Genomic DNA, 13,026 nt, shown 5'->3' with positions numbered 1-13,026 from the left:
CGCAGCTACGCGCCAGGGTTGCGCTGTTCGCGTGACCTGTTCGGTTTGATTACCTGATGTCCGATCCGGGCCAGGTTTCGGCGGGGTTGGGTCGACATCTCGACGGCATGGGGATCCACCTGGGGAAAGTGCAGCAGAGCCCCCTTGGTAGGGTGCGCCGATGTCAGCGATCAAGCAGTTTCAAGTGACCTTCGACTGCGCTGAACCTGCGCGCCTCGCCGCCTTCTGGTGTGAGGTGCTGGGGTACGTCGTACCGGCGGTCCCGGAGGGTTTTGCCACGTGGGAGGAGTACCACCGCTCGCTGCCGCCCGAGGACGAGATCTACTTCGCGTGTACTGATCCCTCGGGTGTGGCCCCGCGCCTGCTCTTCCAGCGAGTTCCCGAAGGCAAGGTCGTCAAGAACCGGGTGCATCTCTGTGTGCGGGCCGGCGCCGGGCTCGTGGGTGACGAGCGCCTGGCCACACTCGAGGCTGAATGCGCACGGCTGATGGCGCTCGGCGCGAAGCACGTGCTGACGCAGCGCGCCGATGGCGTCAACGAGTCGTGCATCACGATGCAGGACATCGAGGGCAACGAGTTCTGCCTCGACTGAGTCTCCTCCGAGACTGCGAGGTGGGGAGCTGTCTTACCTGGACCCTCTCAGGTCCGCATGCGGCGGGGGTTATCCCGTGAGGGCGAGGTTGTGTAGGCGGGCGACGCCGTGCATTGCGTGGCGCACGCCGTCGCCTCTCAGGCGGCAGTCGCGCAGGATCTTCCAGGTCTTCATACGGGCGAAGGCATGCTCGACGCGGGCGCGGACCTGCTTGTGGGACTTGTTGTGGGCCTGTTTCCAGTCGGGGAGATCCTCTCCTTGCGGCGGCGGTGCGGCATCAGGAGCCCGGTTCCTGGGTAGCCGCCATCGGCGATGGTAATCGTGTTGCCGACGGCGGCCTTGGCGCCGGACTCCGACCAGGCCCGGCAGTCGTTGCGATTGCCCGGCAGCGGCAGGCCGACCACCACGACCAGGCGGGTGTCGGCGTCGATGACTACCTGGTGGTTGGTGGAGTAGCGGTAGTTCTTCGACTGCTCGGCGACCTTGTGGTCCCGGGTGGGCACCAGGGTGCCGTCCACGATCAGCACCGCGTCCTTGGCGAACCGCTGGCGGGGATGCAGCGCGAGCCTCGGGCCGATGTCGCCGATCACTCGGTCTGCGGCCGACTTCGACACCCCGAACAGCGGGGCCAGTTGCCGCATCGTCAAGTTCGTTCGCCAGTACGCGGCGACCAGCAGCACCCGGTCCTCCAGCGACAGCTTCCACGGCCGGCCCCGGCCCGGGGAGTCGGCACCCTCACGACGCAGCGCGGTCACCAACTTGCTGAAGACGGGCGGGCGCAGCCCGGTAAACGGGGCTATCCAGGACGGCTCGGAGGCCGTGATCACACCTGACACGGTCAAGATCATCGCAGAGCAAGATCACTTACGGGACGGCCCTTAGGGCTTGCAGATCATTAACACGGTGTCTTGATCTTGATGCTGGTGTCGCCGGTCAGTGCGAGGACCCTGGCTTGGAGGACTGTGAGGGACGCGGGTGGGGTCTTCGCGGGCGGGATAGTGATGCCCTGGGCCTCGAGCAGTCTTCTGTTCTTGAGGAGAGTGCGGTGCATGGCCGTGCGGCTGCTGGCGAACAGTACGGCGAGTGGTTCCGCGGCCAGGGCGACCCGCAGGTGGAGCACGGTGGCCAGGACCTGTTCAGGGAAGGTAAGTCGGGGTGGGCGACCTCGCTGAGTATCCCCGTCGGGAGCCAACATTGTCGTGAGGTTGTCCAGTTGCTGGCGGGGCATCCCGGTCAGGGAAGGATCGGTCAGTAGGGCCTGGTCCCACTGTGTGTCAGCGGCCTGCGGGGCTCGTGCCGCCGGGATGGCAGGGCGTGTCTGGGGGTGCAGTGCATAGTTCCAGTCGGCGTGGAAGGCATGCCGGGTCAGCGGCAGGGCAGCCATCTCTGCGTCGCCGATCTTCACCCCGATGGGATAGCTGTTGGTGTCAAGCGCGGCTTTCACGCGCAGTCCGGTGCGGGTGGTGGTCGCTGCGATGCTGTTCACGATGACTTCGTGGCTGGTCAGCGGGCGGCCGCGCCAGTTCATGGTGATGTGCGAGAAGAGCCGGTGCTCGATCTTGTTCCACTTTGACGTGCCCGGCGGTAGGTGGCACACGGTGATGGTCAGTCCCGTTTCGGCGGCGAGCCGTGCGAGTTCGAGTTTCCAGGCCCGGGTGCGGTAACCGTTCGAGCCGCCCGCGTCGGCGGTGACGAGCAGTCGCGTCGCTTGCGGGTAGGCGGCCCGACCCTGGCCGCACCACCAGCGGCGGATCGATTCCACTGCGAATGCGGCGGTGTCGTGATCGGTGCCCACGTTGACCCAGCCGGTGTTCGCCGCGAGGTCGTAGATCCCGTACGGGACGGCCTTGCCCAGCCGGGGGTCGGCGAAGTCATGGACGTTCACCGGCGCCGGATCAGCCGCAGGCCGCCACTGGAGACCGTTGTTCTTGAACTCGCCGACGAGTTCCTTCTTCTTGGTGTCCACGCTGATCACCGGCTGGCCAGCGTCCCGGTGATCACGGGCCTGCTCGTTGAGATAGCGGAACTGGGCATCTCGGTCGGGATGTTGGCTTCCCTCGATGGTCTTGGCGTTGGCCTGCAGACTGAAGCCTTCCTCTCGCAGCAGGTCCGCGACGGTGTCCGCACTGACTTTGTGTCCGGTTCGGGCGAGTTCCCGCGCCAGAGTGCGGGTCGACTTCACCGTCCACCGCAGCGGCGACATCGGATCGCCTCGCTCGTCTGGCTCGACAAGCGTCAGGAGAGCCGGCCGCAGCCCCGGATCGAGATCTGCGACCCTCTTGCGGCCTCCGCCCGGCCGCCGCACTCTCCCCAGAGGCTCCTCGCCGGCCTCCAACTCGGACACGCCCTTGCGGACCGTGGTCTCACTCATCGAGGCCGCCCGCGCGACGGCCCGAACGCCACCGTGTCCCAGAGCACGGGCCTCTGCGGCCATCAGCAGCCGTCGTTGCCGCTCATCCAGATGAGGGAACAACACCTCGAACTTCATGGTGAGTTGGGCACAGGCCTCTTCCAGGATGCGCATACCACATCAACGAGCCAAGGGACGGGAAGCAACACCTTGATGATCTGCAAGCCCTAAGGGCTGTCCCGCAATTCCTGGCGGATCAGCGCGCGGCGTCAGATGCGGTGCATCGCAAGGCGGAGGGGCGTCCGCATACTGGATGTATGTGGACGTTCCGACAACGCGGCGAGGTGCCGTAGCGGTCGTCGCGCGCTGATCCGGAATTGCGGGACAGCCCTTAGGGCTTGCAGATCATTAACACGGTGTCTTGATCTTGATGCTGGTGTCGCCGGTCAGTGCGAGGACCCTGGCTTGGAGGACTGTGAGGGACGCGGGTGGGGTCTTCGCGGGCGGGATAGTGATGCCCTGGGCCTCGAGCAGTCTTCTGTTCTTGAGGAGAGTGCGGTGCATGGCCGTGCGGCTGCTGGCGAACAGTACGGCGAGTGGTTCCGCGGCCAGGGCGACCCGCAGGTGGAGCACGGTGGCCAGGACCTGTTCAGGGAAGGTAAGTCGGGGTGGGCGACCTCGCTGAGTATCCCCGTCGGGAGCCAACATTGTCGTGAGGTTGTCCAGTTGCTGGCGGGGCATCCCGGTCAGGGAAGGATCGGTCAGTAGGGCCTGGTCCCACTGTGTGTCAGCGGCCTGCGGGGCTCGTGCCGCCGGGATGGCAGGGCGTGTCTGGGGGTGCAGTGCATAGTTCCAGTCGGCGTGGAAGGCATGCCGGGTCAGCGGCAGGGCAGCCATCTCTGCGTCGCCGATCTTCACCCCGATGGGATAGCTGTTGGTGTCAAGCGCGGCTTTCACGCGCAGTCCGGTGCGGGTGGTGGTCGCTGCGATGCTGTTCACGATGACTTCGTGGCTGGTCAGCGGGCGGCCGCGCCAGTTCATGGTGATGTGCGAGAAGAGCCGGTGCTCGATCTTGTTCCACTTTGACGTGCCCGGCGGTAGGTGGCACACGGTGATGGTCAGTCCCGTTTCGGCGGCGAGCCGTGCGAGTTCGAGTTTCCAGGCCCGGGTGCGGTAACCGTTCGAGCCGCCCGCGTCGGCGGTGACGAGCAGTCGCGTCGCTTGCGGGTAGGCGGCCCGACCCTGGCCGCACCACCAGCGGCGGATCGATTCCACTGCGAATGCGGCGGTGTCGTGATCGGTGCCCACGTTGACCCAGCCGGTGTTCGCCGCGAGGTCGTAGATCCCGTACGGGACGGCCTTGCCCAGCCGGGGGTCGGCGAAGTCATGGACGTTCACCGGCGCCGGATCAGCCGCAGGCCGCCACTGGAGACCGTTGTTCTTGAACTCGCCGACGAGTTCCTTCTTCTTGGTGTCCACGCTGATCACCGGCTGGCCAGCGTCCCGGTGATCACGGGCCTGCTCGTTGAGATAGCGGAACTGGGCATCTCGGTCGGGATGTTGGCTTCCCTCGATGGTCTTGGCGTTGGCCTGCAGACTGAAGCCTTCCTCTCGCAGCAGGTCCGCGACGGTGTCCGCACTGACTTTGTGTCCGGTTCGGGCGAGTTCCCGCGCCAGAGTGCGGGTCGACTTCACCGTCCACCGCAGCGGCGACATCGGATCGCCTCGCTCGTCTGGCTCGACAAGCGTCAGGAGAGCCGGCCGCAGCCCCGGATCGAGATCTGCGACCCTCTTGCGGCCTCCGCCCGGCCGCCGCACTCTCCCCAGAGGCTCCTCGCCGGCCTCCAACTCGGACACGCCCTTGCGGACCGTGGTCTCACTCATCGAGGCCGCCCGCGCGACGGCCCGAACGCCACCGTGTCCCAGAGCACGGGCCTCTGCGGCCATCAGCAGCCGTCGTTGCCGCTCATCCAGATGAGGGAACAACACCTCGAACTTCATGGTGAGTTGGGCACAGGCCTCTTCCAGGATGCGCATACCACATCAACGAGCCAAGGGACGGGAAGCAACACCTTGATGATCTGCAAGCCCTTAGCTTGATCTTTATCCTGTGCGGCGGGGACGGGGGGTTGTTGACTTTTTCGTCCGTCGCTTTGCGGGGCCTGGTTTGCCGACTGTGTGCACGTCGTAGCGTGCGGTGGGTTGGTTGTTTCTGCGGCCGGGTGGCCGTCCTGGGCCGGGCCGTGAGGATTTCGGTGCTCCGGCAGGACAGGCAGCCTTCGGGCGGAGGTGCCGGAAATCTCGGCGGACTCGTGCGGGGGTCAGTTTGTCCGGCGGGCTCGGCTTCTCCCACGGCCGTCGGAGGTCGGCGGCCAGCGGGCGGGCGAGTCGGAGCTGGGTGAAGACCACCAGGGTCAGCCAGGTCCAGCGGTCGGCGGCTTCGGGGCTGCGGATCTTCGGGCAGGTCCAGCCCAGGGTCTGCTTGAACAGGCGGAAGGTGTGCTCGATGTCGAAGCGTCGCAGGAATGCCTGCCAGAGCAGGTCGACGTCGCCGGTGGTGGCGTCGGTGCCTGACCACCACAGCCAGACCGGCTTCGGTGTCGCGCCGCTGGGCAGGTGCTCGACCTGCAAACGGATCACGGTTCCTTCGATGACCGGCAGGGCGCCGAGCTGGGCCGTCCAGGCAGAGCGGTGGGTCAGTCTCGGGTGAAGACGGTCCCAGGCCCGTGCGATGGCGGCGCCGTAGAGGCGGGTTGCGGTCACCGTCTGGGCATCGGGAGTGCCCCAGGTGGCGGGGTCACCGAAGACGAACTCGCCGCCGTGGCGGGGCGGCCGCCCCCGGACACCGGGCTCGCGGCATGGGACCGCGCGTCGCAGGACACGGTCCGAGCGCATCCGGCCCAGTACCTGCACCGGTAGGTCCTTCAGCAGAAAGGCCAGACGGGGCACGTCGTAGCCGGCATCCACCACGATCAGGATCTCCGGGTCGCCGTCCTTCCACTGCCCCGCCGCGATCAGCCGCTCGACAAGGTCACGCATCTGCCCGGCGGTGACAGTGGCAGCATCATCGCCCGGCGCCAGACGCAGCGCGTCCAGCGGTGCGGTCCAGGAACTGCGGCCCGTCTCCAGCGCACAGATCACCGAGTAGGGCCAGCCGGGCACGGGAATGTGCTGGTCCTTGCCCCGTCCGTAGGTGTGGCACAGGATCCGCTGTGGTGAGGTGTGCGCGCTGGGCCGCAGCCAGCAGGTGAGGTCGGCGGCCAGGACCAGCCGGCCGTCCGCCGCCCGCGGCAGCGGCACCGCCGCCAGAGCCCGTCGCAGCCGCGCGACGTCGACCCGGCCTGCAGACAGGGCGTCGTAGAGCCCGCCGTGTCCGCGACGGTGTTCACCCACCAGCGACAGTTCCACCAGCGACCGGACGGGACCGTCCGCACACAGCACCGCGTCCGCGAGTTCGAACAGCGCATCCGCACGCCTGGTCAGACAGGAGTAGAACTCACCCCGGAAGCGTGACAGTTCCGCAAACGGATCCTGCCCGACAGCATGGTGCGACAGAGTCATCCCCACGGCCTTCGTGCTGAGCTTGTGTGTTCCTTGGTCGGATCACATGCTCAGCCGAAGGCCGCCCGTGTGTACGGCAGTTACCAATCCGAGTGATCAAGTACGACGAGCCGTTCGGACCCCGAGGTTAAAGATCAAGTTAGACTGCGGTTGATCGGCACGGCTGCCTTCGTCGGGTTGTGGCTGGAGTTGCGTTTGTGACAGCGAGCCGGGGCCGGTGGCCGAAGATCGACCAGGACAGTGGCATCGAGGATGCGGTGTTGCTCATCCTGGAGTGGTTGGGCGAGCAGGGTGTGGGCGCCGCGATCAGGGTGGACGCTGAACGGTTGCGGGACCAGGAGCCCGCGTGGACGTTCACTGCTGGTGGCGGCCCGTTGAGCCACCCGGCCCAGGCCAACCCGCGCCCTCACGTTCCCACCACCACGATCCCGCGCGCCGGCGCTGTGCAATTCATTGAGTCTTCGCCCGGCTGTCGCCCTTACGGACCGGTTTCTCCCTCACCCCGCGGCTAGCTTGCAGACGATCACCCCGACGTTCATCCTCCGCGGAGACATCTATGTGCAGCCCCCTCCACCAGCCCGACGGACCGCTTCTTCCCGGCGCGAGCCGTCGTACGTTCCTGCGGGCAACCGCGCTCACCGGTGCCGCCACCGCAGCCACGGGGCTCGCGTCCGCCGCGCCCGCCGCGGCTCTCTCCCAGCAGACGGCCGACGCCGTCACGGCCGGTTGGCGGCCCGACCCCGAGAGCTCCAGGTTCACGCTCGTCGTCATGCCGGACACCCAGTACCTCTTCGACGGGGCGAGCATCAACAAGGCGCCGGTCGAGGCGTCGTTGCGTTACGTACTCGATCACGGGCGCGACGAGAACATCGTCTTCCTGTCCCATCTGGGCGACCTCACCGAGAGCGGCCAGTCAGGCGAATTCGAGGCGATCGGCGAAGCGTTCGAGCTGCTCGACCGGCGGCGAGTCGGCTACAGCGTCGTCGCGGGCAACCACGACATCAAGTCCTCCACCGACGATCAGCGCGGCCGCACCCCGTACCTGGACACCTTCGGTCCGCAGCGGATGCGACGCCTGCCGACGTTCGGCGGGGCAACCCTGGATGGCTACAACACCTTCCACCTGTTCCGCGCCGCCGGGCGCGAGTGGCTGGTGCTGGCGCTCGACTGGCGGCCATCGGCGGCCGGGCTCGCTTGGGCGAAGGACGTCATCGCCCAGCACCCGGACACTCCGGTCATCCTCACCACCCACGAGCTGGTATACGCGGACACGGACGGCGACGAGGCTGAACTCTCCGATCACGGAAAGCATCTGTGGGACGAGCTGATAGCCGGGCACGACCAGATCTTCCTCACCCTCAACGGCCACTACTGGCCCGCTGGACGCACCACCCGTAAGAACACCGCGGGCAACGACGTCCATCTGCACATCACGAACTACCAGAACCGCTACTACGGCGGCAGCGCCATGATCCGCCTCTACCGCTTCGACCTGGCCAGGAACACCATCGACGTGGAGACGATCTCTCCATGGATCCTCGGCCGCGCGGGCGACAGGATCAACGACCTGGAGCGCGGCGAGATCGAACTGACCGGCCCACAGGACAGCTTCGCCGTTCCCATCGACTTCGAGAAGCGTTTCGCCGGCTTCGCCCCCGTGCCCGTGCGGGGCCCCCGCCCAGCGAAGCAGCTGGTGATACCGGGCACCGTCGCCTACTGGCGCTTCGACTTCCCTTCGCAACAGGACGGTTCCGCCGCCGACGCCGGCCTGCGCGTCCCCGACCTGTCCGGGCACCGCAACGACCTGGTTCGCGAAGCCGTCCCCGGCAGTGCGCCCGACGCGCTGCGCTGGTCCACCGCCCACCACCCCGACCAGCCCGGCCACGGCAGCCTCTACTTCGACGGCTCGAAGCCACCGCTGCGGGGCGCGTATCTGCGCACGGAGAGCAACGCACCGCTCAACACCAAGACGTTCAGGTCCGGTTACACCATCGAGGCATTCCTCCGCCTCCCCGCCGACTGGGACGCCGGACGCAATGCCTGGGGCGCCGTACTCGGCCGCCGTGGCACCCTCGGAGCGGCCGGCAAGACCTCCGGCGACCCGGAGGAACCCGTCGCCACCCTCTCCGTGTCGGACGGCCCCGGGCTCCAGTGGGCGGCGGCGCCGCTGAACCAGCCGGGGGCCGTCACCAACTGGAGCCATGAACTGCTGCGTGAACGGTGGTGGCATGTGGCGGTCGTCAATGACGGGAAGCACACGACGATGTACATCGACGGCTGCATAGTCGCCCGCAACCCTGCCACCCACACCGCTGGCCTCGCCACCCTGGGCCTGCCCTGGCTGCTCGGCGCCTACGAGTACGGGGGCAGACTCGACCAGTTGATGCACGGCTGGCTCGGCGACATCAGGATCGTCGAACGCGCCCTGCCCGTAAGGAACTTCATGATCGCCTGAGGGGCACTGCCCCCGAGGTCACCACACCCGGTTGGTACGGCGCTGCTTGCCGGCGGCGCGCGCGTCCGGCGTGGGCAGCTCCGAGCGACGCGACTGCCCGGACGGGGCGTCCGCGCCGGCCTCGGGACGACGCGCCACCGCTCCTGGGCCGCTCGGTCAGCGGTGCGGGGATGGTGACGGGCACGCCCGAGGGCGTCTGCACTCCGGTGATCCGGTTCAGTTCGGCCTCACCGCCAGGCCTGCCCGAACTTCCGGCACCATCGCCGGACCGTTTCATAGGAGACGACGACGCTGGGGTCATGGGTGTGGTGCACGAGGTGCTGGTTGACGGTGAGGTTGTGCGCGCGGGCGCTGGGGATGGTGCCGGAGGCGGTCACTGTGCCGGCGGCCGGCCTCCGCGAATAGCTGGCCGGTGTAAGCCGGTGTCGAGGCGGTCGCATGGTGAATCGCTTCACATATGTGGCTGCCACACCGGCATGGAACCCCCCGCAGCGCTCCCACGGGAGCGGTACGGGGGCTCGTGCAGGGGTGGGTCGGTACGGGCCGTCAGCGGGCGAGCCGGCCGAGCAGGGATCCGGCGGCCGCGATGCCGACCGCCGCGGCGAAGGCCAGCACCCCGAAGTCCAGGCCGAGATGGGACGGAGTGCCGATGAGCAGGCCGCGCAGGGCGTCGACCTGGTAGCTCAGCGGGTTCACCTTGCTGATGGCCTGGAGCCAGCCGGGCATCAGGGCGACCGGGTAGAGCGCGTTGGAGGCGAAGAACAGCGGCATGGTGATGGCCTGGCCGATGCCCATCAGCCGGTCGCGTGTGAGGACGATCCCGGCGATCGACATCGACAGGCACGAGAAGAACGCCGAGGCCAGCACGACCACCACGGCCACGCCGAGCAGATGCAGCGGGTTCCAGCTCATGCCGACGCCGAGCAGGGCGGCGATCACGATGACGACGACGGCCTGGATCACGGCCTTGACCCCGGCGGCGAACGCCTTGCCCGTCACGAGGGCCGACCGTGGGGTCGGCGTGACCATGAGTTTGGTGAGGACGCCGGAGTCGCGCTCCCAGATGATCATGATGCCGTAGAAGATAGCGATGAACATGGCCGACTGGGCGATGATCCCGGGCGCGAGAAAGTCGAGATAGGGGACGCCGCCGGTGGGGATGGCGTGGATGCGGGAGAACGTCGTACCGAAGATCAGCAGCCAGAGTGCGGGCTGGACGGCGCGGGTGTAGATCTCGGTGCGGTCGTGCAGCAGCTTCTGCAGTTCGACGGCGCACATCGCGCCGACCCGGGACGGTACGACCCGCCAGCCGGTGCGAGGCGGTGGCGGGGTGAGCAGCAGGGCGAAGCGCGGATCGGGCTCAGCCGCGGCGGGTTGCGGTGCGGCGGGTGCGGCGGACATCGTTGAACGCTCCCTTCTCCTCCTCGGCCCCGGGGTCGTCCAGTCCGCTTCCGGAGTGGTACCGGAAGACGTCCTCCAGGGACGGCGGCGGGGAGGCGGGTTCACCGGTTTCCCGGCGGTGGGTGACCAGTTCGCTCTTGAGCTCGGTGGGGGTGCCGAGCGCGCGGAGCCTGCCGAGGTGCATCAGGGCGAGCCGGTCGCAGCGGCGGTCGGCCTCGTCCATGGAGTGCGTGGTCACCAGGACGGTCATCCCGGTGCCGGTCCGGATCTCGTTGATGCGGTCCCAGACGCTGTCCCGTGCGATCGGGTCCAGGCCGATCGTCGGCTCGTCCAGGATCAACAGGCGGGGGGCGCTGACCAGGGCCTGGGCCAGTTCGAGGCGGCGCACCATGCCGCCGGAGTACGTGGCGGCGAGCCGGCGCGCGACGTCGCCGAGGCCGACGGCGTCCAGGGCCTGGGAGACGCGTGCCGCGCGCTCGCGGCGAGGTACGTCGTACACGCGGGCGAAGAGCTGGACGTTCTCCAGACCGGTGAGCCCTGCGTCCGCCGACAACTGCTGCGGTACGTAACCGAGCAGGCGCCGCACCGCCATCTGCTGCCGGGCCGCGTCATGGCCGAACACTTCGACGACTCCGGTCGGCACAGGCAGCAGGGTGGTGATGGCGCGCATGGTGGTGGTCTTGCCCGCACCGTTCGGGCCGAGGAGCCCGAACACCTCCCCGGGCCGGACCAGCAGGTCCAGGCTGTCGACGGCCTTCGAGCTGCCGAAGCTGTAGGTCAGGGCGGTGCAGCGGACAGCGGGCGCGGTATCTGTGGTCACGCGGTCTCATCCCCCTTGCCCAGTGACGCGGCGAGTCTGTGCAGGGCCGGGAGTGCGGCGGCGAGTGCCGTGCGGTCGTCGGCGTCGAGTCCGGCCAGGTGCCGGCGGAAGAGCGCCTCACGGCGGGTGTGCCACTCGTGCAACTTCTCCACCCCCGCGGGGGTGGGGTACAGCAAGGCGGCACGCCCGTCTCCGGGGTCCTTCTCCCGCCGCAGCAGTCCCTCCGCGACCAGGTGGTTCACCAGCGTGCTGACCGAGTTGGGCGCGAGGCAGAGGCTCCGTGCGGCCGTCGAGACCCGCACGCCGGGCTCGGTGGCCACCAGCCGCAACAGTTCGGCGTGCGCCCCTCGCAGCCGGGGAGCGGACAAGCCGTTCCACAGTCTGCGCCGGGCGAGCCGCTGGATGCGGAGCAGAAGTCCGGCGAGCTCATCAGAGAGATCACTCGCCTTCATCCGTCCATTTTAGCTCTGTATGAGAGCTAATGTCATTGAACGCCTGCCCGCGTACCGGCTGCCGACTTCACGCCCCCGTCGCCGTGTTCCGCGGCGCGGGGCTGCGCGGCGGGCTGTGCTCGGTCCGGGAAAGCTCTCGGCATGGGGCACCCGTCAGGCCGTCTACCGGCCCGGGCACCCCGAGTACGACCGGCACGCGCACTTCCCGAGGCCGTAGTCGGCCCTTCCCCGGCACCTGCTTGGCGACGTGCCGCCTCGGGCAGGTCGGTGGTGCGGCCGCAACCTCCCGCCCGGCGGGAGGCGCGAGGCGATCAGCGGCAGAGTGATGGTCAGCTGCGAGCTACCTCGTGCTGTCCATTGCCGCACAGTCCCGGCGGGCCGGCCTCGCCGCGTGGGCGCCGTGCGTCGGGCCCGACACCGTGATCGTGTCGCTGATGAAGGGCATCGAGGTCGGCTCCGGGCTGCGCGCGAGCCAGGTCATGGCGGAGGTGGCCTGCCTCTCCGCCGACCAGGTCGCGGTGCTGTCGGGCCCGAATCCGGCCCGCGAGGTCATGGCCGGACGGCCCGCTGCCCGCGACTATCGCCTGCCCCTACGAGGACGTGGCGCGACGCTTCAAAGCTGCCTGCCACACCCCGTACTTCCGCCCCTACACCAGCACGGACGTGACCGGCTGCGAGCTCGGCGGAGCGGTGAAGAACGTGATCGCCCTGGCGGTCGGCATCGCCTCGGGCATGGATCTGGGCGACAACGCGGCCGCCATGCTCCTCACCCGTGGGTCGGCGGTAGCCACCCGGCTGGCCACCGCGATGGGCACCGACCCGGCCACCCTCGCGGGTCTCGCCGGTGTGGGCGACTTGGTGGCCACCTGCTCCTCCCCGCTTTCTCGGAACCGCACCTTCGGCTCACACCTCGGCCGGGGCCTGAGCGTCCAGGAAGCCCAACCGCTGCCACCCGGCAGACCACCGAGGGCGTCAAGAGCGCGGAGGCACTCCTTGCTCTTGCGCTCGCGCACGATGTCGGGATGCCGATCACGGAAGTGATCTCCGCGCTGCTGCACGAGACGGTCACCCTCGACCAGGCCAGGGCCGCGCTGATGTAGCGGCCTCCCAAGCCCGAGCGCTGACACCGGCGGCGGAGCCCCGGCCACCGAATCTGGCTGGGGCCCTTCATGGCCCATGAAGGACACGTGGTTGTCAGTGCTGCGGATGGCCGAGTCCCATCCAAGCTCCCAGGGTCAGTGAGTAGAAACTACCTTGCTCGCCATCGCAAAGGGCAACCCCTGCGAACTCAACCGTCGCGTTGGCGAGCCGACAGCTCATAGGCGGCGACCCCACACGTTCGAGAGGCAAGGCCATGACGAGATCTGCCCCGCGGCCTCGGCGTCGACCGATCCG

9 protein-coding genes and 2 pseudogenes are annotated in these 13,026 nt (G+C 68.4%); 3 read left to right on the top strand and 8 right to left on the bottom strand.

Annotated features, from left to right (window positions below; translation table 11 throughout):
- Nucleotides 1–160: 160 nt before the first annotated feature.
- Nucleotides 161–592: a VOC family protein gene (locus OG322_RS37225; RefSeq protein ID WP_266646419.1), complete on the top strand. Its 432-nt coding sequence runs from the start codon at nucleotides 161–163 to the stop codon at nucleotides 590–592.
- Nucleotides 593–661: 69 nt separating this feature from the next.
- Here the strand turns inward: OG322_RS37225 and OG322_RS37220 are convergent.
- From OG322_RS37220 to OG322_RS37205, 4 genes and pseudogenes are all read right to left on the bottom strand, one after another.
- Nucleotides 662–1,428: pseudogene (locus OG322_RS37220) on the bottom strand (transposase).
- A 59-nt stretch (nucleotides 1,429–1,487) separates the two neighbouring features.
- Nucleotides 1,488–3,116 (bottom strand): ISAzo13 family transposase, encoded by a 1,629-nt coding sequence (locus tag OG322_RS37215; protein ID WP_329305897.1) that lies wholly within the window; start codon nucleotides 3,114–3,116, stop codon nucleotides 1,488–1,490.
- A 234-nt stretch (nucleotides 3,117–3,350) separates the two neighbouring features.
- The gene (locus OG322_RS37210) at nucleotides 3,351–4,979 is read right to left on the bottom strand and encodes an ISAzo13 family transposase (protein WP_329305897.1); all 1,629 of its coding nucleotides are present in this window, start codon (nucleotides 4,977–4,979) and stop codon (nucleotides 3,351–3,353) included.
- Between the two features lie 66 nt (nucleotides 4,980–5,045).
- Complete coding sequence (locus OG322_RS37205; protein ID WP_329306608.1) at nucleotides 5,046–6,503, bottom strand: NF041680 family putative transposase; 1,458 nt, start codon at nucleotides 6,501–6,503, stop codon at nucleotides 5,046–5,048.
- Nucleotides 6,504–7,059: 556 nt separating this feature from the next.
- On the opposite strand from OG322_RS37205, the gene OG322_RS37200 reads away from it, so the two are divergent.
- Entirely contained in the window at nucleotides 7,060–8,958 is a 1,899-nt protein-coding gene (locus tag OG322_RS37200; RefSeq protein WP_329307530.1) for a LamG-like jellyroll fold domain-containing protein, read from the top strand.
- Between the two features lie 227 nt (nucleotides 8,959–9,185).
- Here OG322_RS37200 and OG322_RS37190 read toward each other — a convergent pair whose 3' ends face one another.
- The 4 genes from OG322_RS37190 to OG322_RS37175 all read right to left on the bottom strand — a co-directional run bounded on the left by OG322_RS37190 (nucleotide 9,186) and on the right by OG322_RS37175 (nucleotide 11,631).
- Nucleotides 9,186–9,335, bottom strand: a complete 150-nt coding sequence (locus tag OG322_RS37190) for a hypothetical protein (RefSeq protein ID WP_329307820.1) — start codon at nucleotides 9,333–9,335, stop codon at nucleotides 9,186–9,188.
- Between the two features lie 169 nt (nucleotides 9,336–9,504).
- A complete protein-coding gene (locus OG322_RS37185; protein ID WP_207315775.1) occupies nucleotides 9,505–10,359 on the bottom strand; it encodes an ABC transporter permease in 855 nt (284 codons plus the stop codon).
- Nucleotides 10,319–11,179, bottom strand: a complete 861-nt coding sequence (locus OG322_RS37180; RefSeq protein ID WP_329307529.1) for an ABC transporter ATP-binding protein — start codon at nucleotides 11,177–11,179, stop codon at nucleotides 10,319–10,321. Before OG322_RS37180 ends, OG322_RS37185 begins: the two co-directional genes overlap by 41 nt.
- Nucleotides 11,176–11,631 (bottom strand): MarR family winged helix-turn-helix transcriptional regulator, encoded by a 456-nt coding sequence (locus tag OG322_RS37175; protein WP_123466723.1) that lies wholly within the window; start codon nucleotides 11,629–11,631, stop codon nucleotides 11,176–11,178. Before OG322_RS37175 ends, OG322_RS37180 begins: the two co-directional genes overlap by 4 nt.
- Nucleotides 11,632–11,966: 335 nt before the next feature.
- Between OG322_RS37175 and OG322_RS37170 the strand changes: the two are divergent.
- A pseudogene (locus OG322_RS37170) lies at nucleotides 11,967–12,731 on the top strand (NAD(P)H-dependent glycerol-3-phosphate dehydrogenase); the annotation flags it as partial.
- Nucleotides 12,732–13,026: the final 295 nt, after the last annotated feature.

It is taken from the genome of Streptomyces sp. NBC_01260 (assembly GCF_036226405.1).
Classification (GTDB): domain Bacteria; phylum Actinomycetota; class Actinomycetes; order Streptomycetales; family Streptomycetaceae; genus Streptomyces; species Streptomyces laculatispora.
The sequence above is the reverse complement of the archived record's forward strand: the minus strand, read 5'-3'. Positions and strand labels throughout refer to the sequence as shown.

Bases quoted from the DNA above. Each gene is read 5' to 3' on its own strand.
- OG322_RS37225 (WP_266646419.1), top strand. From the start codon at position 161: ATGTCAGCGATCAAGCAGTTTCAAGTGACCTTCGACTGCGCTGAACCT.
- OG322_RS37215 (WP_329305897.1), bottom strand. From the start codon at position 3,116: ATGCGCATCCTGGAAGAGGCCTGTGCCCAACTCACCATGAAGTTCGAG.
- OG322_RS37210 (WP_329305897.1), bottom strand. From the start codon at position 4,979: ATGCGCATCCTGGAAGAGGCCTGTGCCCAACTCACCATGAAGTTCGAG.
- OG322_RS37205 (WP_329306608.1), bottom strand. From the start codon at position 6,503: ATGACTCTGTCGCACCATGCTGTCGGGCAGGATCCGTTTGCGGAACTG.
- OG322_RS37200 (WP_329307530.1), top strand. From the start codon at position 7,060: ATGTGCAGCCCCCTCCACCAGCCCGACGGACCGCTTCTTCCCGGCGCG.
- OG322_RS37185 (WP_207315775.1), bottom strand. From the start codon at position 10,359: ATGTCCGCCGCACCCGCCGCACCGCAACCCGCCGCGGCTGAGCCCGAT.
- OG322_RS37175 (WP_123466723.1), bottom strand. From the start codon at position 11,631: ATGAAGGCGAGTGATCTCTCTGATGAGCTCGCCGGACTTCTGCTCCGC.